Origin of the sequence: Clostridium sp. chh4-2 (assembly GCF_002899675.1) — a bacterium.
Classification (GTDB): Bacteria; Bacillota; Clostridia; order Lachnospirales; family Lachnospiraceae; genus CHH4-2.
The window spans coordinates 91,611-114,261 of record NZ_PKUU01000008.1 but is presented as its reverse complement, the minus strand read 5'-3'; the positions used below and the strand labels follow the sequence as shown (position 1 = coordinate 114,261).

Sequence of the window (22,651 nt, the reverse complement as noted above, 5' to 3'; positions counted from 1 at the left end):
GAATTTACACTCTCATTTATGTGGCTGCATTATGAAATTCTTTGTAACTTTTCGCTATGCTCAGCAATTACCTTTTTCATAATTTCAATATCGGCTTGCATGGCCTCAATCTGTGGCACCGCTTTTTCGTATTTTTTAGCGGCAGGTACGTAATTTTCAGCTAAAAGTTTGATATCTGGTTTAATGATATTTTCGATATCAAGTTTTATGCACCTGATATCATTTTTCATTTCATGAATGTCAACTTTTAACGGTTCTAGCTTTGCATCTAATTTCGTGTCCAGCATTTGTGATATCGCAAGAAGATCCTCGTTTGTTAATGCCATTGCATCACGCTCCTTAATATTATGTAAGTATCTTACCACAATCGTCTAAGAGTGTAAACACGATTCAGTTATCAAAATTTGACTTTTTTCTTCATTCATAGTTTCATAACAGCCGTTGTATTCCGATGCTTGGGAGGAATTATCTATGAGTATGATACTAATTGCCACCGCCTTTTTTCTAGCCGTTTTTCTGAACAAACAGTACAGGATTAATCTCGGTTTGACAGCAGTTGCTTTAGCCTATTTAATTGGCTGCTTTGTCTTGGGAATGAATCCGGGAGTTTTGAAGGAATATATTCCCTTAAAGATTATTTTTCCAGTGGTATCGATTACCATGTTTTATGGAACGGCTGTTGAAAACGGTACTTTAGTCAAAGTAGTAAAACATTTTATAAGGAAAAAACAGAAAAGCTATCATCTGTCGGTCATGCTGTTTCTATGCTGTATTGGCATGGGCTTTATAGGTCTGGACTCGGGGACCATCACCATGATTATGGCCCCGATCACGTTGTCACCGACAAGTATAACAGGAGTTTCGCCTTTAACCGTCACATGCGCCGTCCTTTTAGGTACGCCTGTGGGCTCAAACTACATGTTTGCAGCCGTAGGGACTATCATCCGAGGAATTATCGAAGATTTGACATGCTTAATTCGAACATATATTATGATAACAGAAATAAATGAATCCAACTCTTTCAAAAAACCTCAATTACAACCGCCCACAATCAGGAGAATAAATAATGAATACCCAAACCTACGCCCTTCTCGAAAACCACATGCTTTCCTGCATGAAGGACAGCGCCCACGACAAAGAACATATCTACCGTGTACTCTACCTGGCATTAGACATTGCAAAAACAGAATCTCATGTTGATTATGATGTATTAATCGCCTCCTGCTTACTCCATGACATCGGAAGGCAGGAGCAGTTTGATAATCCCAAATTATGTCACGCCCAAGTTGGTTCAGAAAAAGCATATCGTTTTTTAACCAACCATGGTTTTGAGCAGCAGTTTGCAGAAAAAGTCCGCCAGTGCATTTTATCACACCGGTTCCGTAAAGCCGCTCCTCCTGAAAGCCTGGAGGCCAAAATCCTGTTTGATGCGGATAAGATTGATGTATCAGGTGCTGTCGGCATAGCCCGCACGCTGCTTTATGAAGGCCATTTATCAGAACCGCTTTATACCATATCGCCAAACGGCACCATATCCGATGGAACAGATGATGATACCCCATCGTTTTTCTACGAATTCAAGCACAAACTAGAACGTCTTTATTCCAATTTTCACACGGCCAGAGGTGCAGAAATAGCCGGACAGCGGCAGGATGCTGCCGCTGCTTTTTATAATAGCTTAATCACTGAAGTGAAAGAAACATACCAAACCGGCAGATCCCTGCTTAATGAATGCCTGGATAAGGAATAGTCTTACTGTACTAAATTGCTATTTAAAACTGAGCGTACACAAGATTGATGTAAATCTTTTTCATTTTCAGCTGGTCAATAGCTGCAAAAAAAGGATTCCCCGTCAATCCGGGGAATCCCTTCTTTCCAACATTTTTTACTCCACAAAAAACTCTCTGCACCAGCCTCTTATTTCATGCCTTCCCTTCTCAATGCATAGAAATCTCCTTAATCGAATACTTAAAGAAATCGCTCAGACATTTCTTCACCTTGGCCCTGTCATCCTGATGAAAAGAATTTAAAATCTTACACCGGTAAAACACCGCGCTTTCCTTTGACGATTCCAGAGACAATATCTTTATAGCCGATTCCTTTCTCATCAAAACCATGATCTGCATCAGCTTGGCGTATATACTGTTGCCGCAGGCATCTCCCACATAAGTGTCGATCTCCGTTAAAATCTGGCAAAATTCTTCCGCTGTCATCTCTTCAATCTCCATATCCAAAAGCCGGTCTCTGAACTCGTCCAGTTTTGCCAATATCTCAGGAGTTTTATTGTCATAGCAGGTCAGGTAGACTTCCGTTTCAATCAGGCGTCTGGCCGCATAGACCTCATCGTGCTTATGCATCTCCTGGTAATACATCCACATCACGGTTTCTTCCGGCAGCTTCATGCCCTCTTCACTGACAAAACTTCCGTCGCCCGGCTTGATGGTCAGCATGCCAACCAAAGAAAGAGCCCTTAACGCCTCCCTGATTCTGCTTCTGGTCACATGAAACATCTCTGCCAAATCGCGTTCATTGGGAAGTTTATCGCCCGGCTTTAACTGGCCGGAGGTGATCATCCCCGCAATCTGTTCTATAATCTGTTCTGTTAATGTTGTCTTTTTTAACGGTTCACATTCCATACCGACATCTCCTCTTCCGGTGTAACTTTCTGCCTAATATAATATCATACCCATTCCTCTTATGTCCAACAGAAAATGTCCCGCCGAAAGGTTAACAGCCCCAGATTTTGCGGCTCATATCCGAATGTCCGATCCGGTTTTGGCATCGCTGTCAGATGATTTCCAGATACTGTTTTAACACCTGGTTGATTTCTTCTTTCTGCGCCTGATCAAGCGGTTTCATAGGCTTTCTCACATCTCCCGCTTCAATTCCCTGAAGCGCCGCGATATATTTTAAGCTGGCGCAGAGGCCGTTTTTCAAGACCACATCCAGGATGTTGTTGGACTTTGTCTGCAGTTTTCGCGCCTCATCTCCCCGGTTATCCAGGTAAAGTTCCATGATCCGTTTGTACTGGGGGAGCATAAAGTTGAAATTGCTTCCGATAAATCCGTCGCATCCAAAAGCCAGAAATGCCACCATACAGTTTTCAAATCCGCCAAAACATTTGATATCCTCATTGATGCTGCGGATTCGTTCCATCTGATATAAATTTAAGTTGGTGTGCTTCACAGCCCCGATCGCTCCTGATTTTAAAAGCGCCCGGATATCCGGATGGGATAAGTTTAATTCCCTGTGGGTGCTGCTTGGAATGTTGTAATATAAAACAGGCGCATCCACCGCTTCTGCGATATCATAATAATAGCCTGCAATTTCCTTTTCCGAAAAGCCGAAGTAAAATGGCGGCGTAGCCGCAATCTGACCGATTCCCAGCTCTTTTGCCCGTTTTGCATAGGCAACTGCTTCCGCGGTGCTGATTGCGCCAACATGGGCGATCATCTCCGTCCGGTCCAGATATTCGGACGCCAGTTCAAAGGAATGAAGCCGCTCCTCTTCTGTCAGAAGAAAGCATTCTGCGGAGCTTCCTCCGATAAAGAAACCGTCCGCCCCTTCGGAGATATTTCTGTCCCATAACTGTTTCAGGGCATTTTCATTGACCTTGTTATTTTCATCAAACGGCGTGATTGACGCCACATAAAGTTTTTTCATTGCCAGACCTCTAATCTAAATGATATATTTCCTGCATATCCATCCACGGACCGTCTTCTGATAACGGATTCATGCACGGTACGCATTCGCCCCACCAACGCTGTGTTTCCGGGTCGGCCGCCATCTTTGCCATATCGGCCTCATAATCTTCGCCCACGTACTCATAATAGGAAAACAGATAGTTGTCATGACAGTAAATGGAGTAGTTCTGAAGGTTGCATTCCTTTATCATGTCATTGATCTGTTTCCATGGAGCCGCATGAAGTGATTTATAATAATCAGCTTTTTCCGGTGTGAGTCTTGAGATGCTGCCGTAACGTTTTACTTCTGCCATAATAATTTCTCCTTCTCTATAAACGGTAAATCCTCTTTGCATTCTTATAAAATAATTTTTCCTGGAATTCCCCGCCCCGGCCCCGTGTAATTTCGATCAGGGCGTCAATCCAGGGAGCCAGCCCGGTTGCCACGTTGCATACCGGGAAATTGCTTGCAAACATCACCCTGTCTTCTCCGAAACTGTTAAGAGCGATATCCACGGCAGGGCGCAGAGTCTCCGTATTCCACTCCCCGGCCGGATTCAGGCCTGAAATCTTGCATACCACGTTCTCAAGGGATGCCAGGTTATGAATATTGCTGATCCAGGCCTCTTTGTACTTTTTTTCCTCTTCGGAAGGATTTTCTGCGGATATGATATCAGGATCTACGATTCCCATATGGTTCAGCACAATTACCGTTTCCGGGCACTCTTTTGCCATGCGGTACAAATCGTCCAGCTCTCCATTTCTCACACATCCTTCGAAATTCATTCCTTTGCTGCCCAGATAACGTACATTATCCAGAAAGCCGCTTTTCAAGCAGGTTCCCGGCAGAGCCTCCGGCACATGAAGCACTTGTCTGACGCCCTTTACATAGGGGGAGCTGAAACGTTCCAGATAATCCCTGAATCCCGGATCATTTAAATCTCCTGAGATGGCGGCTCCCATAAACAGGCTTTCGGGATTCTGACACTGGCTGATGATAAAGTTATTTTCCTTTTCTTTATCCTTTTTCGCGCAATCCACTTCCACATAAACCGCACCTTCCACCTCGTAACTTCCATCCTGGCTGAGAGCGCCTTTGTAGTCCTGCGGGGTATAGGTCCTGTTTAAGACCTCCCCTTCCCCGTCGAGCCAGGGCAGAGATAATTCCTTCAGGTTCCAGATATGTAAATGGGTATCAATAATCTTCATAAAAACCTCGCTTCCGCCGCGGACAGCGGCATATATTTTATTTATTCATTATAGGCAACCGGAGTTGCGCCTTCTTTATTGGACTGATAGCAGGCTTCCACCACGCACATGGTGTGATAAGCGTCTTCCACGCTGTTCATGTAATGATAATCCGGATCTTCCAGCTTCTTCATCAGTCCGCCCATGGTTCCGATAAATGCTTCGTTAAACCAGCTTCCCTTCACATCCAGAGTTCTCCAGCCCTTGCCGTCATCCGTGATATATTCCACCTTATCAGGTCTTCCTGTCGGATAGTCTAAAATCAGACCCAGCTGAATGCGGATCGCGCCCTTCATTCCTTCGATCTTCATCATGCTTTCCTGATAGTCAGGAGCATAGTCGTGATTGTGGTTGATATGAAGGTTTACTCTCAAAGTGTCGCCGTAATCCATGATAATGGAAGTTCTGGTCTGTGACAATGCTGTCATCTTAGGATGCTGCATGGTTTTGCAGTACACGCCTGTAGGATCGCCCACAAAGCTTCTGATGCAGTCAATATAATGAATGCTGTGGTAATTGATCTCCATTCTCTCAAGGCCAAACAGGAAACTCCACAGATGCCACGGATGAAGCTCCACCACACGCCAGTCGATATCCACGATATCTCCGATCACGCCGTCTGCGATCAACTTTCTGGCCGCGATCATATACGGCGCCTGGCGCAGCTGGAAGTTTACCCCTGCCGTCAGATCCTTTTCATGGCAGATGTCCAGAATCTCTTTTGCCTGTTCAATGCTTTCACCCATGGGTTTCTGCATCAGCACTGCGGCATGATCCGGAAGCTGTTTCAGTATTCCTGCGGTTTTAGAAGCAGGAACTGCGATATCAAATACCGCGTCTTCTTTGATTCCTAATTCGATCAGCTTTTCTACGGAGTCAACTGCATTCGGTATTCCAAAGTCAGCTGCTGCCTTTTTTGCCTTCTCAAAATCCAGGTCATAAATTCCCACCACCGGATAACCGGCCATCTGATAAGCCGGAAGATGGGAACCTGTTACGATTCCGCCTGCTCCTATAATTACTATATTTTTAGCCTTTTTCGGCATCTCCGGTACGTAATTCAACTCTTCAATTTTATTTGCCATGACTGTAACCTCCCAGTTTTCTTTTCTTATTATAATCCATTTGAAATGCCTACGACAACCAGTGCCACGATAATTACTGCATTTCCTGACAGCGCAACTTTTTTAGCTTTCTCAAATCCCTTCCATTCTCCGTCCAAAAAGCCCCAGATATTCGCAATGATCAGAGCCAGACCGTTGAATGCAACCCATCCTGCAACAGGTCCCAAGGTTCCTAAAAGAGCCGTTGCCTTACCATAAATCGCCAGCGCCGAGAACCATACGATTGAAGTGAGCACCACTTTAAAGTAGGCTTGTCCACAACCCGGCTTTGTATAATCGGTGTAAGTTTTGTTCTTAAATAATTTTATCACGGCATACACAAAGTTTGCCAGAAAACCACCTGCAAATACCACTACCCAGGACAATAAGCTGGCGCTGGTGGAGTTGATGCCGTCCGCAACCGCCAGATTAACAGGATAATTGGACGCCGTTGCACCGATATTGATAGCCGCTGATCCGGCTCCTGATGCCAACGCCATAATAAGTCCTGTTACAAATACGGAGGAACCCGCTTTTTCCTTGCTCTTTTGACTGCTGCTGTCTCCATTTTTCATAAAACCTGCCTTTGACAGCACAACCACGCCTGCTAACAGAATGGCCTGTCCTAACAGCAGTACGATCATGACTCTGGCGGAAGGATAGGTTCCTAAGATAACCATAGGAACAAAGCTTCCCAGAAGATTGGACAATCCCAGGTTAATTCCCGTTACCAGGGAAACTCCGATCATGTCAATAGCCTTGCTGTACCAGATCGAACTGATTCCCCAGAAGAAACCGGCTAATGCTCCGCATAATAATGTAGTTATCGGTGTTGCTTTTATGTAGCTCATATAGTTCGGCACTTCAATCATGCACCAAATATGGGGAATAAACAATACCCCTATTATGGAAAACAATACCCAAAACGCTTCCCATGAAAATGGCTGGTACTTCTTAAAACAAATACCAAAGCTCCCCTGAAACAAACAGGCAAATAAAAGTACTAAAAATGCTGATGCCATCCTGACCTCGATTCCGCCGCCTCTGCGGCATATTTTTGTTTTTGCTGATGCGGTGTTTTTTGTTTATCGATAAACTTTTCTTGGTACTACCAACGTACCGTTCGCATTTATCATATTTCAGACACTCCGTTATGTCAATGTATGTTTTTTACAGTTAAATTCCATATTTTTTGTGTATTTTTAACATTGCCAGCCTTTTTTTACTCGTCTATAATGCAATCATGGTAGTACCAATTCATTTCATTTTACCTTTTTCGCTCATTCTTGGTAGTACCAACTTTTAAATCATAAATACATATTTTGGAGGTCATTCTCATGAGCATTCAATTAAAAGGAATCACATGGTCACACAGCCGGGGCTATACATCAATCGTTGCAGTTTCACAGAGGTTCTGCGAACTCCACCCGGAAGTCTCTATACAATGGGAAAAACGTTCCCTTCAGGAATTCGCCGATGCGCCGATTGAAAATCTGGCTAAGTCCTACGATCTGTTGGTGATCGATCACCCATGGGCCGGCTTTGCTGCGACTACAGGAATTCTGCTTCCTTTGGAGCAGCATCTTTCTAAAGAATATCTGGACGACCAGAAAGCCAATTCCGTAGGCGCTTCTCATATGAGCTACAATTTCAACGGATTCCAGAGCGCACTGGCAATCGATGCAGCCACCCCAGTGGCAGTTTACCGCCCCGATTATTTTTCACAGCAGGGAGAAATGGTTCCGGCCGGCTTTTCAGACGTTTTGGAACTGGCAAAAAAAGGCCGCGTAGCCTATTCCGGAATTCCGCTCAACCTGCTGATGGATTTCTATATGTTCTGCTCCACTTCAACCGACAATTTCTTTGATAAGGAAGATATGATCGTGGATAAGGATCTTGGCGTTGAAGTTTTGGAAACCATGCGCCAGCTGGCCTCCTATTGTAAAAAAGATATCTTTAACTGGGACCCAATTCAGGTGCATGAGGCTTTGGCCGAAGACAATACGCTGGCCTACTGCCCATTTGCATACGGATATACCAACTACTCCCGCCGCGGCTACTGCAAGAATCCGTTAAAAGCCGGAGATCTGGTCACTTATAAAGGAAAGATGTTAAAAAGCGTGTTGGGAGGCACCGGCCTCGCGGTCTCCAGCTTATGCCGGAACCGGGATACGGCGGTCAGCTTTGCCGAATATGCGGCCTCTCCACTGATTCAAACTACCTTATATACGGAAAACGGCGGTCAACCCGGACACCGGAAGGCATGGCTGGATGAGATTAATAACAGCATGACCATGAATTTCTTTAAAGACACTCTGAAAACCCTGGATAACGCTTATCTCCGCCCCCGTTACAGCGGATATCTGTATTTCCAGGATCATGCCGGAGATTATGTCCGGGATTACGTGATGAACGGCGGAGACCCTGCCGCAGTTCTGGAACAGATGAACCAGTTATACCGGACATCCAAAAAATAGGAAAATCCGGTATAGCCCTAGCTTTTACCGGTAAATACGCCGCTTTTACGGCGACATGGAGGAAATGATATGAAACCATTAGAAGGGATGCTTGTCCTGGATTTCAGCCAGTACTTAGCCGGGCCGTCTGCGGCCCTCCGCCTGGCCGACCTGGGCGCAAGAGTCATTAAAATCGAAAGGCCCGGAAGCGGCGACGGATCGAGGCCGATGAAATTACATAATCTGGAAAGCATGGGCGACAGCGTCCTGTTCCAGACCATTAACAGAAATAAAGAGAGCTTCTGCGCCGATTTGAAATCGCCGGAAGATATGGCGATGGTAAAGAAACTGATCGTCAAAGCAGACGTCATGATTGAAAACTTCCGTCCCGGAATCATGAAAAAGATGGGCCTGGATTATGAATCCGTAAAAGCAATCAACCCGCAGATCGTATATGGAACGGTCACCGGCTACGGCTCCACCGGCCCCTGGATCAAAAAGCCGGGGCAGGACCTTCTGGTTCAGTCCATCTCCGGCCTGGCCTGGTTAAACGGGGACGCCGGACAGCCTCCTATGCCGTTTGCCCTGTCATTAGCCGATTCCTACACGGGAATCCATCTGGCAGAAGGCATTATGGCCTGCCTGTTCCGCCGCTTCACCACAGGTATGGGAGGACAGGTGGAGGTGAGCCTTCTCGAATCCGTTTTAGACTTACAGTTTGAAGTCATCACTACTTATTTAAATGACGGCCATAAACCGCCGAAACGCAGCGAATACCACAATGCCCATGCCTATTTAAGCGCTCCTTACGGCATTTACCAGACCTCAGACGGTTATATCGCCCTGGCGATGGGATCGGTCACCGAGTTAGGCCGCATTTTAGGCTGCTCTTCCCTGGATATTTACACAGACCAGGACGAATGGTTTACAAAACGGGATGAGATCAAGCGTATCATTGGAAGCCATCTGATTTCCAACACTACTTCCTATTGGCTGGATCTGCTGGAAACAAACGGCTATTGGTGCTCCGACGTCTATACCTGGGATCAGCTTCTTCAATCCGAACAATTCCGTTCCCTCGACATGCTGCTCAACGTAAAACGGCCGGGCGGAACCGACATCTATACCACCAGATGTCCGATCAGCTTCGGCAGTGAACCTTTCCGGGATGAAACCTGCGCCCCGGCCCTTGGGCAACACACGGAACAGATCATCAGGGAATTCAGTCTGAACCAATAACCATAAAAACGCTGCCGCAGCTGCGGCGAAATGGAGGAAAAAGTGAAACCATTAGAAGGAATAACCGTACTGGATTTCAGCCAGTTTTTATCCGCCCCCTCTGCTACCCTCCGCCTGGCAGACTTAGGCGCACATGTAATTAAAGTGGAACGGCCGGAGGGCGGCGATATCTGCCGCACCCTTTATATATCCAATCTCCGCATTGAAGACGACAGTTCCCTGTTTCATGCCATCAACAGGAATAAGGATGGAGTCGCTATCGATTTAAAAGATGTATCCGCCAGAGACAGCCTTTGGGCGCTGATAAAAAAAGCGGATGTCATGGTAGTTAATTTCCGCCCCGGAGTGGTGGAAAAGCTGGGTCTGGACTATGAATCCGTAAAAGAGAAATGCCCCTCCATCATCTACGGTGAGATCACCGGATATGGAAAAACAGGCCCCTGGAGTAAAAAACCCGGACAGGATCTTCTGGTCCAGTCTTTATCCGGACTGACCTGGTTAAACGGCAATCAAAACCAGCCGCCGACCCCATTTGGACTGTCTATCGCCGATCTGGTGGCAGGACAGCACCTGGCTCAGGGAATTTTAGCCGCCCTCATCAAACGCGGACGCACAGGAGAAGGCTCTAACGTCCATGTCAGCATGCTGGAATCCATCATGGATATGCAGTTTGAAGTCTTTACTACTTATTTAAATGACGGGCACCAGCCGCCCATCCGCTCTTCTATCAATAATGCCAACGGCTATATCAACGCCCCTTACGGCATTTACGAAACATTCGACGGCTATCTGGCGGTAGCCATGGTCCCGATTCCCGTTCTGGGTGAGCTGACCGGCTGCGAAGCCCTGCTATCCTATACAGACCCGGAAACCTGGTGTAGCAAAAGGGATGAGATCAAAGGAATATTGGCGGATCATCTGAAAACACAGACCACCGAATACTGGCTTTCCAAACTGGAACCGGCGGATATCTGGTGTGCGGATACATTTACCTGGGACCGGCTTTTTGAAACAGAAGGATTTCAGGCCCTGGATATGCTTCAAACCGTCCGCACCGTACAGGGAACGGAATTCACCACCACCCGCTGCCCCATCACCATCGATAAAGAACATTATAAAAGCCAAAAAGCCACCCCATCCATCGGGCAGCACAATAAAAACTATATTTAAGCAGAATAAAGGAGAAATTCATTATGGAACAGACTATTTATTATGAAGAATATGAAGTGGGAAGCGTCCGCGAGACCATCGGACGCACCATCACAGAAACAGACATCGTCCTTCACGCAGGACAGACCGGAGATTTTTTCCCACACCACATGGACGCGGAATTTGCAAAAACTACGGAATTCGGAAAGAGAATCGCCCATGGCACACTGACTTTCTCAGTTGCGGTGGGAATGGCAGCCAATTTAATCAATCCGGCCGCGTTTTCATACGGATATGACCATTTGCGTTTTATCAATCCGGTATTTATCGGGGATACGATCCGGGTTAAAGTTATTTTAAAGGAAAAAAGAGAAAATCCTAAACATCCGGATCAGGGATTTATTACGGAAGCGCTGGAGATTTACAAACAGGACGGACAGTTGGTTATGGTTTGCGATCATATTATGTCTTGCATGAAAAAACCGGCATAAACAGCACATTTACATAAAGGAGGCTGCCGCTTTCACGATGAAAAAATCGTGAAGCGTCAGACCCCTTTTTCTTTCTCTCTGTAAGAACATTCGCGTTTTTAGGACCCAGGAATCTTTGGAACTTGACATTCCATCCAGTATACGTTTCGCACTCTTCCTTATCAGAACGATTCCCATCTCGCTGGTGATTCGGTTCCGGGATGCTCCACGCTGCCGTAGTTCTTCTGATAATCTCTGGGGGCAAGTCCGGTTGTTTTTTTGAACACACGGCTAAAGTAGAGCGGGTCCTTATATCCGACCAGCGGTGCAATGCTGGACAAAGACATATCTGTCTCCACCAAATAGTATTTAGCTCTGGAAATCCTCAGGTTTGTCAAGTACTGCATTGGTGCATATCCCGTTGATTCTTTAAAATAATGGGCGAAATATCCTTCGCTTAAATTGCAGAACTGGGCCATTTCCTTCACAGTCCAGTTTTGCTGATAACGCTCATTGAGTTGTATAATTAGAGAATCCATCAATTTGGAATTTCTATCATTAGAAAGAATATCATTTTTACAACGGTATATGGTAGCAAGCAGAATTTGAAAGTAGGAATCGATTACCATTTTGTAGCCAGACTTCTTGAGTTGAAGCTCTGTGATGATTTTACTCAATAGCTTGATGATGGATGCGTGATTACCGATATACCCGGAACGGATTTGAAAGGTTTCTAAAAGAGATTCCACATTGTTTCCAGTAAAGTGAATCCAGTATACAATGGGATTATCCTCATAATAATACGAATATACCTGCTGTTCGTGGGGCCGGAAAAGAATGAGTTCGCCTTCCGACAGCTTTTTCGATTCACCATTTAGAAGAAAGAAACCGCTGCCCTGAGAAATGTAAATCAGTTGATAATCCAACCGCCCCGATTTTCTGTTTACAAACAGGTTCTTGGTAATAAATTTTTGATATCCGCAGCAGTTAATGACTAGCGGTTCGGAATCATCCTGAGTACCCATCGTTTTAAGAACAGTTCGCCAATATCCCGAAATCTCAATCATAATATTCTCGTCTCCCATAGAAAGCAGTTTTGTCTATAAACTCATCAGGAATGTGTATGGACGAATACATCTCCCAATGCTATAATCCAAGCAAGCAGAAGAAAATATGCACAATGCAAAATCCAAAATATAGTTTTTGTTGTGCAATTACACTATAAATTAACTACAGCAACCACAGAGGAAACATCCTAAGATCTATACTCCTATTCTGGCAGCAAGGAGAATTCCAGATTCCGGAAAACCGGATGCCATTCAAAATAACAATCATTTCCTAATTGATTTGTTCCTGATTTGCTGAACTAAACACGGATTTATTTTCTTTTTTTAGAAAATTCCGAATATTTCCGAAAGAAAAGGCGCCTCTGACATTATTTTTATTATACAACAACACGGCTGGAAACGAAAGAAGAAAAACGGATACCCTTCAGGTATCTGATAATAATTATTAAAAACAAGGAGGAGATACGATGAAAAAGAAAATCATTGCGGTAACAGCAGGATTGTGCCTGATAATGTCTATGGCAGCCTGCCAAATTACCACTGACACAGGTGAGACGGCTGCTAAACAAACGGATGCACCGGCCGAAACCAGTGCAGCAGAATCAGAAAACAAGGAAACCTCTAATGCAAAGCCCTACGAGGGCGCTGCTATCGAAATTGCAGTCCGTTATTCCGGCGGCTCTCTGGATATTTTTAATGCCATTGTAAACCGTTTTGAAGAAGAAAGCGGTTGTAATGTGGATGTAACATCCTATGGCGATGACTATGAAAACACCATGAAGACTCGAATGGCATCTAATTTGCTGCCCGATGTGTTTGAGACACATGGCTGGTCTATCCTGCGTTACAAGGAATATCTGACAGATTTATCCGGCGAGAGCTGGGTTGCAGATTATGACGAATCTGCACTGGGTACGATCACGGATGATGACGGCAAAATCTATGTCTGCATGCCGTCTGAGTTATACACCTGCATGTTGGTCAACAAGGGTGTATGCGATCAGGCAAATGTGGATATCTACTCCATCAAGACCTGGGATGATTTTGACGATATCTGTGCTCAGATCAAGGCCGCAGGCTTTACTCCCATTGCCTCTGCTCCTGTGCCTGCCACCATGGCCAATCCGGCTGGCACTTGGGTCAGCTACGAAGGCGAGCTGGCAGAAGACTCTGCAGCTATGCTTGACGGCAGCTACGACTTCGAGTCCTTTGTTCCCTGGCTTGAGGAGTTGGCTGGCTGGATTAGCAAGGGCTATATGTTTGAGGACTTTGCTACCATCAATAACACCGATACCAGTGAGCGTTTCTCCTCCGACAAGGCAGCATTTATGATTGCACAGGGCGGTGCTCTGCTGCAGGGCTGCCTGACCTTGAACCCTGACGGGGATTATGCCATCATCCCGATTCCTGCCTCCAAGGAAGGCGGCAAGCAATTTGTGGCTATCGGTGAGGGTGATGCATTTGGTCTGTGGAAGGATTCCAAAAATCCTGAAGCTGCCAAGGCATTCATGGAATACCTGACCAGACCTGAAAACGCCAACGAACTTGCAGTAGCTTCCGGTACTGTCAACTGCATGAAGCCTACTATGGAAACCGATGACAGCAAGATTCTGGAGTACTTCACCATTATGAAGGAAAAATGTGCCGGAGACAACATCCTTTACGATAATTTCTGGGACAGAGAGTATATGCCTTCCGGTATGTGGAATGTGTTTAAGTCCGGTATGGGTATGCTGGCCACCGATTACTCTGAGCAGGGAATCCAGGCAGTCAAGCAGATGCTGTTGGAGAACTATCAGGATCTGTATGAGGCAGCACACGCAGAATAAGCTTTAAGTAGCAGCGGGTCCCCGGAACTGCCGGAGTGATCCGCGAATGCAGAACGGGCAGGACAGCAGCTTGCTGTCCCACCTGTTGAAGCTACCCATGAAAGGACACGTACCATGAAGTCAAATCAGCGAAAATACATTCTAATCGCAGTCCCCGGGCTGCTTTTGATCTTCTGCTTCGTTTGTATACCATTTGTCAATGCCCTGCGGTTAGGCCTTTACAAATGGAATGGCTATTCCCAGAATATGAAATTTGTGGGTCTGGACAATTTTGAAAAGCTGTTTACCGATAAAGTGTTCTGGAGATCACTCTTAAATACCATGATTTATGGCTTTGGTTCCACTCTGCTGCAAAATGTGGGCGGCTTAGCCATTGCCTTGTTTCTAAATAAGAAATTCTTTGGCCGCAATGCAGTCAGAGCTATTGTGTATGTACCCATTATGATCTCTGCCTTTCTTATGGGCCAGATTGTTTACTATTTCATTCAGTACGAAGGTGGTGTATTCAACGAGATCCTGGGCATGGCCGGGCTGGAGCCTGTTTACTGGATGAAAACCGGTTGGCGTGCCGTAGTGATGATTACACTGGTCAATTCCTGGCAGTATCTGGGACTATGCATGGTGATTTATCTGGCAGGGCTGCAAAACATTCCGGCCATGTATCAGGAGGCTGCGATGATCGACGGTGCGGGAAAATGGAAGATGTTCAAAAAGATCACCCTTCCCCTGCTGATCCCCTCCATTACCACAGCTGTTGTGACCAATCTGATCAACGGATTCAAGATGTTCGACGTGATTGCATCCATGTCCGGCGGCGGCCCCAACCGGGAATCCATGTCCCTGTCATACTACATTTCCACGCTGTATTTCAACGATGAAAAGGCAGGCTATTCTTCGGCACTTGGCATTGTAAGTTTTCTCGTGATTATGGTGATTGCCTTTCCTGTAAATGCGTATCTGAGAAAGAAGGAGGTAGAGTACTGATGCGTCTGAACAAGAAAACCTCTGTCTGGACCTACGCGGGAGCCATTGCCTTGGTGCTAATTTATCTGCTGCCCATCTATGTGCTGGTGACTATGTCCCTGCGTACTGTTCAGGACATTGGCTCCAAGCTCCAATTTCCCCGGATTATTAACATTGGCAATTATATTGCAGTCTTCCGGGAGGGTACCATCTGGCGGGGCTTTGCTAATTCCATTATTTTGGTAGTTATCACCTGTTCAGTGGAGATCGTTTTTGGTGCTCTTGCGGCCTACGGCATTGCCAGAAGCAAAGGACGATTTGCTAAATATCTGCGCTACGGCAGCATGACCATTATGATGATCCCCCGGGTAACGCTGCTGGTGGGTACCTATTCACTGATGGTCAAAACGAAAATGGTCAATACCCTTTGGGGACTGGGGCTGCTGTTGGCGGCTACCGGTATGTCCGCCACTATGTTTTTCTATGTGAACTTTCTTTCATCCATTCCCAGGGCGTTGGATGAAGCAGCTACCATCGATGGCGCCAGTGTACTGCAGACCTTTTTCTACATCATTATGCCCCAACTCAAGGCGATTACGGTAACACGTATCATTGTAGTCGCCAACGGCTCTTGGAATCAATATCTGATGCCTATGTATCTGTTACAGGATAAATCCAAGCACACGATTATACTACAAATCAAAAATGCTTTCAGTCTGTCCAACGGTATTCCTAATGTACCCAAGGCCTGTGCCTTGTGTGTGGTAGGAATCTTACCGGTGATATTGCTGTATTTATTTTTGCAGCGCTATATCATCGAAGGGCAGATTGACAGCTCCGTGAAATGAAGGAGGGTTGTCTATGAAGAAAAATATTGTGTTACTGGTCAATGACCATCAAGCCTATTACGGTCATGATGCCTCTTATATCCGCCGCCCTAATTTCGACCGTTTGGCACGGCAGGGTGTTTCTTTTGATAAAGTCTACTGTTCCACTCCTCTGTGCGCTCCTTCCCGGCGTACTATGATTACCGGACTTCATACCTGCCATCACAAGCAGTATAAGAACAATGCACAGCAATACCTCCATCAGACTTATCCGGAGGCACTGAAGGATGCCGGGTATGACCTTTTCTATTACGGAAAATGGCACACCGGCAGGGGAACTCCTGCGGACTTCGGAGCAGAAGGCACCTTTTGTGAGGATTACGGCAGCCCCTATCTGCTGCCCCGGTATCAAGAATATCTGCACGAACAGCAGCTACCCTTCCCCCGGGCACTGATTGAGCACAACTGGTGTACCCCCGGATGGATTGATGACATTGTGGAAGGCGAGGAAAAGGTGCTGGATCGCAAAACCATGAACGAAAGTGCCTCCGGAATTCTGGTCACCCCCAAGCAGACTCATGAGGCCTTCTTCCTTGCCCACGAAGCCTGCAGTAAGCTGCGGGAGTTAAAAGACAGTGACCGTCCTTTCTGTCTGCAGGTGGAATTCTGGGGTCCTCACCAACCCTATTTCCCTACCCGGGAATATGCGGATATGTATCCTCCGGAGCAGATTCCGGAGTATCCCAGCTTTCGAGATGATTTGAAGATGAAGCCGGATATCTATCGATTCGAAGCCGCTAAGGGCATTAGCCGGGACTATCGAATCCTTCAGGACAATCCTGCCCCCTGGTCCCGATATGCTGAGACACTGTCACGATGCTATGCACAGATCACCATGACCGACGAAGCAGGCGGCCAGGTTTTGGACACCCTGGAAGAGTTGGGGATGATGGAAGATACCATGGTGATATGGACCACTGACCACGGCGATGCCATCGGGAGCCACGGCGGTCATTTTGACAAGGATGCCTATATGGCAGAGGAAGTGCTGCGCATACCATTTGCTATGCGTTTGGATGGTGTGATCCCGCCGGGTTCCCAGGGAACCCAATTGATCAGCAATGTTGACCTGGCTCCAACGCTTCTGGCAGCCGCAGGGACACAATTTCGCGAAAAGGTGGACGGAAAGAATATTCTGGAGTTATTTACCAACCGGAATACGCCTTGGCGGGAGTATTTATTCGCTGAAACCTATGGTCACCACATTCCCCACCGCGCTTATGCCTGGTCAGATCGCAGGTATAAATATGTCCGCAACATTAATCAAATAGAGGAACTGTACGATCTGGAGAAAGATCCCTATGAAATAACTAATTTAGTCTTTGATCCGGACAGCTTACCAGTACTGAACCGGATGAGGCGATCTTTGGATGACTTTTTGTTGGAGTATGATGTGAAGGAAGGAGTTGATTCTCAATGCGCAGGCCGAATGTTCTATACATATGCACAGACCAGCAACGCTACGATGCTTTAAGTTGTTATGGCAATGACCGGCTGGATACACCAAATATTGACAAGCTAGCGGCCGAAGGTGTTCTGATGCGTAATACCTACTGCCAGAGTCCGGTGTGCGCACCCTCCCGGGCATCATTCCTAACAGGCCGTTATCCCAGAACATGTGGAGTCCGTCAAAATGGCCAGCGGATGCCCCGGCAGGAGAAGCTGGTGACGAAATTGTTCGCAGATGCCGGATATACCGTTGGATTGTCCGGAAAGCTGCACATTGCACCTTGTCATACCAGTGTGTGTGTATCCGGTGAGCCCAGGATAGACGATGGATACAGTGTATTCCATTGGTCTCACCATCCGGACTTTCGGGGTGCGAAGAGCAATTGGGCTAATAATGAATATAACATTTGGCTTGCTGCCCGGGGACAAGAATATAATCGTGTTCCGTATTGCGGTTCTCCCTATGTTTATATTGGACCGGATACCGTTAATTCCCACAGCCACTGGTGTGCAGAAATGGCGATCGAGTTCATTCAGTCGCTTGGCCTTTACCCTGAAAATCCATGGATGTTCTCGCTGAACTTTTTTGATCCGCATCACGATTTTGATCCACCCAAGGAACTGCTGGAAAAGTATATTGCCCGTCTTACGACGGAGGATTTGCCTAATTATCAACCGGGAGAATTGGATCACAAGCCCGCCCCCCAGCAGGTTGATCATGAAGGAGCCTATTCTACCAAGGGCAATTTTGCATACGATGCGATGCGCAAGGAAGACCACCTTTTAATCAAAGCGGCCTATTATGCAATGATCGAACAGCTGGACAAAGAAGTAGGAAGAGTTGTGCAAACGCTAAAAGACACCAATCAGTATGAGGATACCGTGATTGTTTTTACATCCGATCATGGTGAAATGCTGGGAGATCATGGAATATACCTCAAAGGCGGATATTTCTATGATCCCATGGTTAAAGTACCGCTCATCATCAGCTGGCCGGGACATTTTCTAAAAGGTGTGGTTCGTGAAGCCATGATTGAATTAGTTGATATTGCACCTACGTTGTTGGACATTGCACAGCTGCCTCCTTATACCGCTATGCAGGGAAAGAGCTTTTACAAGCTGTTAACGGAACCGGATGCAGAGGATTGTTTTCGGGAGACAGTATACTGTGAGTACTACAACGCTATGCGTCATGGTACCGTTAAAATCTTTGCAACCATGATTTTTGACGGACGATACAAACTTAATTATTATCATTCCTCTAATCAGGGAGAACTCTACGACCTAAATCTGGATCCTCAGGAACGGTTAAATCTTTACAACGATGCCTCATATGTCAATATAAAGATAATGATGCTGGAGACTATGGCAAACAGAATGGCCTTTACTGCTGATCCTTTGCCAATGCGGGAAGCCGCATACTAAGGAAAGGCCTACCGGATATGAATATAAGAACTATAAAGAATCCAGTGCCTATTACAAATATTGGAGACCCTTATGTACTGAGGCATGAAGGGGTCTATTATCTGTATGCAACCAGCAGGTTCCATGGATTTTATTGCTGGAAATCGGATAATCTTTCGGATTGGTCGGATCCCAGGATATGTTATCGTGCAACGGATAAAAGCTTTGGAGGTTCCTGCTTTTGGGCTCCGGAAGTATATGAGTTCAAAGGCAAATTCTATATGTACTATACTGCGCAGTGGAAAATATATTCGCAGGAGCAGCTGCGAATAGGTGTAGCCGTTTCTGACACACCGGAAGGGCCCTTTCTGGATGTTTACAATCAACGTCCAATGTTTGACCCCGGATACGGAGTCCTGGATGCGCATATCCTAAAGGACGGAGAAAGAAACTATCTGTATTATTCCAGAGCCGGTGCAAATCATATTGTGAACGGAGCCAAGGAAGCTGACATTTGGGTTGCAGAGCTGGGGGACGATTTCATTACGGTCAAGGGAGAGGGCTGTTGTATTCTCAAGCCGGAGCAGGCATGGGAGAGAAAAGAGCCTGAAAACAACCAATTTTGGAATGAGGGCCCTTTCGTGGTAAAGCATAATGGATACTATCATCTGATGTATTCGGCAAATTATTTTGGCTCAATATACTATGGAATAGGAGCAGCTGTCAGCCGTAGTCCCACAGGACCCTTTGTAAAATACGGAAATAATCCTATTCTGTGTGCAGACAAACAGATTTCCGGTCCTGGTCACAACAGTGTTGTCACTGATTCGGAAGGAATGTTTTATTGCATCTATCATGCCCATACCGATTACAGCACGGCCGGAGAAAATCGTCAGGTATATATAACCCGAATGGACTTTGAGCAGGATCGTATTGTGCTGCACCACCCTCCATTGACAGTCTGAGGGTATAATTTCATTAAGTGAGGTGGGATAAAATGCAGGAACTTAGTTTCACTTTTTCAAATGCGAGCCTGATTGTCGGCAGTATTCATATTTCTGCCATGATTTATACCTTTACAAATGTCTATTCATTGGATCCTTTAAAGAGCGGTGTCACCGTCAACGAAAACAACGCCCTTTTACAATGTAATGGGCTGCTTACTGCAGGCGGCCAGCTTTCTGCACCGGGATATGCCGAAATCCGGGTAGATACAAAGGAGGACACCACCGGTATTACATTTCAGGGATTTATAGATCATGCTGAAGAGGAAATCCGTTCGGTTAAACTGATCGTATCCGCATTTCCCGTAGGAGATATTATCAATTTGACTGATGCCCGAAAGCGCCCCATTCCCGAGGAGGGGCTGCGTTTCAAATATCCGGAAGGATGGAGAGACGCAGGAACTCCATTGGTGGTGTTTAATCAGCCGGATGGCTGTTTCCTGTATTTTCAATCCTTGGATAATTGTGTTAGAGAAAAAACATTTGTATTTCAAAAAATAGACGATACATCTTTTTCTGCGGAATTAATATACGAAGAACTGGCCACTGAAATGACCAATCATATTCAGGTTCCCAGATGGGAAATCGGAATAAGAAAAAGTTTGAAGGAAATATATCGCCCCTTTATGGCACATATCCAACAGGCTTATGATTTGGTGCCCTGGGAACAGCGTACGGATGTGCCGGCGTGGGCTCGAGAGATATCTCTCATTGCTGCAATCCACGGCCAACACTGGACCGGATATATCTTTAATGATTATGCTGCTATTTTGAATAACATAAAGCTGCTGTGTACTTATATCGAACCAAAACGAATCCTGGTCTATTTGCCGGGGTGGGAAGGGCGGTACTACTGGAAATATGGTGCGTATAGTCCGGATGTACGCATGGGTGGCGAGGAAGGGTTTCGCCGATTGTGCAAAGAAGCAAAAGAACTGGGGGTACATGTAATGCCCATGTTCGGAATCAACATAAGTGGTATACATCACGATGGATTCAGCCATTGGGGAGAACCTTCTGAAATGAGAACAGCATCTGGCAACATAAACCGCTCCAGCGTGGACTGGGATGCTTCCAGACATTATGATCATAGCTCTAACCGCAGCCTGAATCCAGGTGCTCCTAAATGGCAGAACCGATTGACCCAGCAAATTCTGACACTCTGTGACGTATATGGATTCGATGGAGTCTTTCTTGATATTGCTGCAATTTGGAAAAACGACCCAAATCATAATGTTTACAATGGTGTAAAGCAACTTGTGCATAAGCTTCGCCAGAACCATCCGGAATTGCTCATTGCCGGTGAGGGCTGGTATGACGGACTTTCCGCCTGCATTCCTCTTCTGCAATGCGGACACACAGACGGAAAACTGCACTGGCATGATGAAGCATATCCGCCAATATTTGACACCTATACAAGGAATTTTGGACACCTTTGTCTTGGAGATCCCGGTCGGTTCAGTACAGGTGTGCATGAACTAGGCACCAATCCTCAATGGAGAACCCCGTTGAGAAAAGGGATCATTCCTACGTTGACAATTGTGGAACAAACACTTCAAACTTCTCCGGAAAAGGTACAGAAGATCATACAAGATGCGAAAACTTATGCCGCTCGATTTCTATAACGGCAAAATTCCCAACAGCTAGAGAACGAGTGCATCCCGAAAGGGAAGCACTTTTTCTTTTGGGCCTCATCCAGCCAGTCAACAGCCGGAAAGAAGGGGAAACCTGGGCGGGCGGCGGAACTAAGAAAGATTTCAACACATCTTCTCGATTACCGCTTCGGAAGTCTTTTCATTATTTTTACTGCATTTATCAAAATACCGCCTATAATATTCACTATACAGCACGTCGATCAAAAACAGCTGGCTGATCTCCGCCGAGGTAGACCCGCCCTGAAGCGGCCCTTCATTGGCCCCGCAGAGAAGCGTATAATCCGCAAATGCAGTCAACGGAGATTTCACAAATCTCGAAATGCATACGATCTTCGCCCCCGTCTCCTCAGCCGTCTTCGCCACATGTATGGTATCTTTCGTAGCGCCGGAATATGAAATGATCACCGCCACATCATCCTCATCCATCATGGAAGCTGCCATGGCCTGCATATGGGAATCCTGGATGCAGTAAACCTTTGGCTCAATTCTCAAAAATTTATTCATCGCTTTCATAGCCGTCAGCATACTTGTCCCCACTCCGAAGAAATAGATCCGTTTCGCCTCATGGAAACAGTCAATCACCTTTCCCACGGTCTCCTCATCCAGCAGGGAATAGGTTTCGTTCAGCGCATTGATATTGGTATTCAGAACTTTCTGTGCCGCTTCCGCAAAGGAATCGCTAAGCGTAATATCCCCCGCGAACTGATCTTTCTCATCTCCGCCCTCACTCAAACTGAGAGAAAGCATCATCTTAAACTCCTGATATCCCTTCAGCTCCATGGTTTTGCAGAACCGGAAAACGCTTGTATCCCCCACTTCACATGCTTCCGCCACATCGGTAATGGACATAAAAAGCACCTTCTTAGGATTTTGCAGGATAAAATCAGCCACTTTCTTTTCGGCCTTCGTAAACTGGTTCGAAGCAGATCTAATTTTAGTCAAAAAATCGCCTTGCATAAGTTCCCCCTTCCGCCTCCCGGACGGCCTCTCATTTGTCGAATTATTTTCATCTGTCCGCTGTTTCCGTGCTGTTTCTACCTTAAAT

At 46.1% G+C, this 22,651-nt stretch carries 21 protein-coding genes; 12 read left to right on the top strand and 9 right to left on the bottom strand.

The window, feature by feature from the left end; translation table 11 throughout:
- Positions 1-29 precede the first annotated feature (29 nt).
- The gene (locus C0033_RS10495) at positions 30-326 is read right to left on the bottom strand and encodes a hypothetical protein (RefSeq protein ID WP_103227823.1); all 297 of its coding nucleotides are present in this window, start codon (positions 324-326) and stop codon (positions 30-32) included.
- Between the two features lie 788 nt (positions 327-1,114).
- Here C0033_RS10495 and C0033_RS10485 point away from each other — a divergent pair.
- Positions 1,115-1,750, top strand: a complete 636-nt coding sequence (locus C0033_RS10485) for an HD domain-containing protein (protein WP_242984468.1) — start codon at positions 1,115-1,117, stop codon at positions 1,748-1,750.
- Between the two features lie 187 nt (positions 1,751-1,937).
- On the opposite strand, the gene C0033_RS10480 is transcribed toward C0033_RS10485, so the two are convergent.
- The 6 genes from C0033_RS10480 to C0033_RS10455 form a co-directional block, all read right to left on the bottom strand.
- Positions 1,938-2,636 carry a GntR family transcriptional regulator gene (locus C0033_RS10480; protein WP_103227820.1) on the bottom strand — a complete coding sequence of 233 codons (699 nt, stop codon included), beginning with the start codon at positions 2,634-2,636 and terminating at the stop codon, positions 1,938-1,940.
- 151 nt (positions 2,637-2,787) lie between these two features.
- Positions 2,788-3,663 (bottom strand): dihydrodipicolinate synthase family protein, encoded by an 876-nt coding sequence (locus tag C0033_RS10475; protein WP_103227819.1) that lies wholly within the window; start codon positions 3,661-3,663, stop codon positions 2,788-2,790.
- 10 nt (positions 3,664-3,673) lie between these two features.
- Entirely contained in the window at positions 3,674-3,997 is a 324-nt protein-coding gene (locus C0033_RS10470) for an L-rhamnose mutarotase (RefSeq protein ID WP_103227818.1), read from the bottom strand.
- 16 nt (positions 3,998-4,013) lie between these two features.
- Complete coding sequence (locus tag C0033_RS10465; protein WP_103227817.1) at positions 4,014-4,892, bottom strand: amidohydrolase family protein; 879 nt, start codon at positions 4,890-4,892, stop codon at positions 4,014-4,016.
- A 41-nt stretch (positions 4,893-4,933) separates the two neighbouring features.
- Positions 4,934-6,016, bottom strand: a complete 1,083-nt coding sequence (locus C0033_RS10460) for a Gfo/Idh/MocA family oxidoreductase (RefSeq protein ID WP_103227816.1) — start codon at positions 6,014-6,016, stop codon at positions 4,934-4,936.
- A 29-nt stretch (positions 6,017-6,045) separates the two neighbouring features.
- Positions 6,046-7,056: an L-rhamnose/proton symporter RhaT gene (locus C0033_RS10455; RefSeq protein ID WP_103227815.1), complete on the bottom strand. Its 1,011-nt coding sequence runs from the start codon at positions 7,054-7,056 to the stop codon at positions 6,046-6,048.
- A 315-nt stretch (positions 7,057-7,371) separates the two neighbouring features.
- On the opposite strand from C0033_RS10455, the gene C0033_RS10450 reads away from it, so the two are divergent.
- From C0033_RS10450 to C0033_RS10435, 4 genes are all read left to right on the top strand, one after another.
- Positions 7,372-8,511 (top strand): extracellular solute-binding protein, encoded by a 1,140-nt coding sequence (locus tag C0033_RS10450; protein WP_103227814.1) that lies wholly within the window; start codon positions 7,372-7,374, stop codon positions 8,509-8,511.
- A 69-nt stretch (positions 8,512-8,580) separates the two neighbouring features.
- The gene (locus C0033_RS10445) at positions 8,581-9,729 is read left to right on the top strand and encodes a CaiB/BaiF CoA-transferase family protein (protein ID WP_103227813.1); all 1,149 of its coding nucleotides are present in this window, start codon (positions 8,581-8,583) and stop codon (positions 9,727-9,729) included.
- 42 nt (positions 9,730-9,771) lie between these two features.
- The gene (locus tag C0033_RS10440; RefSeq protein WP_103227812.1) at positions 9,772-10,899 is read left to right on the top strand and encodes a CaiB/BaiF CoA-transferase family protein; all 1,128 of its coding nucleotides are present in this window, start codon (positions 9,772-9,774) and stop codon (positions 10,897-10,899) included.
- 23 nt (positions 10,900-10,922) lie between these two features.
- On the top strand, positions 10,923-11,369 hold the full coding sequence (locus C0033_RS10435) for a MaoC/PaaZ C-terminal domain-containing protein (RefSeq protein ID WP_103227811.1): 447 nt from the start codon (positions 10,923-10,925) through the stop codon (positions 11,367-11,369).
- Between the two features lie 161 nt (positions 11,370-11,530).
- On the opposite strand, the gene C0033_RS10430 is transcribed toward C0033_RS10435, so the two are convergent.
- On the bottom strand, positions 11,531-12,415 hold the full coding sequence (locus C0033_RS10430; protein WP_180994674.1) for an AraC family transcriptional regulator: 885 nt from the start codon (positions 12,413-12,415) through the stop codon (positions 11,531-11,533).
- Between the two features lie 467 nt (positions 12,416-12,882).
- Here C0033_RS10430 and C0033_RS10425 point away from each other — a divergent pair, with 467 nt between their 5' ends.
- The 7 genes from C0033_RS10425 (at position 12,883) to C0033_RS10395 (ending at position 21,576) form a co-directional block, all read left to right on the top strand.
- Positions 12,883-14,244 (top strand): extracellular solute-binding protein, encoded by a 1,362-nt coding sequence (locus C0033_RS10425; RefSeq protein WP_103227809.1) that lies wholly within the window; start codon positions 12,883-12,885, stop codon positions 14,242-14,244.
- Between the two features lie 114 nt (positions 14,245-14,358).
- On the top strand, positions 14,359-15,228 hold the full coding sequence (locus C0033_RS10420) for a sugar ABC transporter permease (protein ID WP_103227808.1): 870 nt from the start codon (positions 14,359-14,361) through the stop codon (positions 15,226-15,228).
- Positions 15,229-15,281: 53 nt separating this feature from the next.
- Positions 15,282-16,055, top strand: a complete 774-nt coding sequence (locus tag C0033_RS10415; RefSeq protein ID WP_242984476.1) for a carbohydrate ABC transporter permease — start codon at positions 15,282-15,284, stop codon at positions 16,053-16,055.
- A 13-nt stretch (positions 16,056-16,068) separates the two neighbouring features.
- A complete protein-coding gene (locus tag C0033_RS10410; protein ID WP_103227806.1) occupies positions 16,069-17,568 on the top strand; it encodes a sulfatase-like hydrolase/transferase in 1,500 nt (499 codons plus the stop codon).
- Positions 17,511-18,968, top strand: a complete 1,458-nt coding sequence (locus tag C0033_RS10405) for a sulfatase-like hydrolase/transferase (protein ID WP_103227805.1) — start codon at positions 17,511-17,513, stop codon at positions 18,966-18,968. The genes C0033_RS10410 and C0033_RS10405 overlap by 58 nt, the downstream gene beginning before the upstream one ends.
- 17 nt (positions 18,969-18,985) lie before the next feature.
- Positions 18,986-19,912, top strand: a complete 927-nt coding sequence (locus C0033_RS10400; RefSeq protein WP_103227804.1) for a glycoside hydrolase family 43 protein — start codon at positions 18,986-18,988, stop codon at positions 19,910-19,912.
- A 32-nt stretch (positions 19,913-19,944) separates the two neighbouring features.
- Complete coding sequence (locus C0033_RS10395) at positions 19,945-21,576, top strand: DUF6259 domain-containing protein (protein WP_103227803.1); 1,632 nt, start codon at positions 19,945-19,947, stop codon at positions 21,574-21,576.
- Between the two features lie 132 nt (positions 21,577-21,708).
- Here C0033_RS10395 and C0033_RS10390 read toward each other — a convergent pair whose 3' ends face one another.
- A complete protein-coding gene (locus C0033_RS10390) occupies positions 21,709-22,563 on the bottom strand; it encodes a MurR/RpiR family transcriptional regulator (RefSeq protein WP_103227802.1) in 855 nt (284 codons plus the stop codon).
- Positions 22,564-22,651: the final 88 nt, after the last annotated feature.

Bases quoted from the DNA above. Each gene is read 5' to 3' on its own strand.
- C0033_RS10495 (WP_103227823.1), bottom strand. From the start codon at position 326: ATGGCATTAACAAACGAGGATCTTCTTGCGATATCACAAATGCTGGAC.
- C0033_RS10485 (WP_242984468.1), top strand. From the start codon at position 1,115: ATGAAGGACAGCGCCCACGACAAAGAACATATCTACCGTGTACTCTAC.
- C0033_RS10480 (WP_103227820.1), bottom strand. From the start codon at position 2,636: ATGGAATGTGAACCGTTAAAAAAGACAACATTAACAGAACAGATTATA.
- C0033_RS10475 (WP_103227819.1), bottom strand. From the start codon at position 3,663: ATGAAAAAACTTTATGTGGCGTCAATCACGCCGTTTGATGAAAATAAC.
- C0033_RS10470 (WP_103227818.1), bottom strand. From the start codon at position 3,997: ATGGCAGAAGTAAAACGTTACGGCAGCATCTCAAGACTCACACCGGAA.
- C0033_RS10465 (WP_103227817.1), bottom strand. From the start codon at position 4,892: ATGAAGATTATTGATACCCATTTACATATCTGGAACCTGAAGGAATTA.
- C0033_RS10460 (WP_103227816.1), bottom strand. From the start codon at position 6,016: ATGGCAAATAAAATTGAAGAGTTGAATTACGTACCGGAGATGCCGAAA.
- C0033_RS10455 (WP_103227815.1), bottom strand. From the start codon at position 7,056: ATGGCATCAGCATTTTTAGTACTTTTATTTGCCTGTTTGTTTCAGGGG.
- C0033_RS10450 (WP_103227814.1), top strand. From the start codon at position 7,372: ATGAGCATTCAATTAAAAGGAATCACATGGTCACACAGCCGGGGCTAT.
- C0033_RS10445 (WP_103227813.1), top strand. From the start codon at position 8,581: ATGAAACCATTAGAAGGGATGCTTGTCCTGGATTTCAGCCAGTACTTA.
- C0033_RS10435 (WP_103227811.1), top strand. From the start codon at position 10,923: ATGGAACAGACTATTTATTATGAAGAATATGAAGTGGGAAGCGTCCGC.
- C0033_RS10430 (WP_180994674.1), bottom strand. From the start codon at position 12,415: ATGATTGAGATTTCGGGATATTGGCGAACTGTTCTTAAAACGATGGGT.
- C0033_RS10425 (WP_103227809.1), top strand. From the start codon at position 12,883: ATGAAAAAGAAAATCATTGCGGTAACAGCAGGATTGTGCCTGATAATG.
- C0033_RS10420 (WP_103227808.1), top strand. From the start codon at position 14,359: ATGAAGTCAAATCAGCGAAAATACATTCTAATCGCAGTCCCCGGGCTG.
- C0033_RS10410 (WP_103227806.1), top strand. From the start codon at position 16,069: ATGAAGAAAAATATTGTGTTACTGGTCAATGACCATCAAGCCTATTAC.
- C0033_RS10405 (WP_103227805.1), top strand. From the start codon at position 17,511: ATGCGCAGGCCGAATGTTCTATACATATGCACAGACCAGCAACGCTAC.
- C0033_RS10400 (WP_103227804.1), top strand. From the start codon at position 18,986: ATGAATATAAGAACTATAAAGAATCCAGTGCCTATTACAAATATTGGA.
- C0033_RS10395 (WP_103227803.1), top strand. From the start codon at position 19,945: ATGCAGGAACTTAGTTTCACTTTTTCAAATGCGAGCCTGATTGTCGGC.
- C0033_RS10390 (WP_103227802.1), bottom strand. From the start codon at position 22,563: ATGCAAGGCGATTTTTTGACTAAAATTAGATCTGCTTCGAACCAGTTT.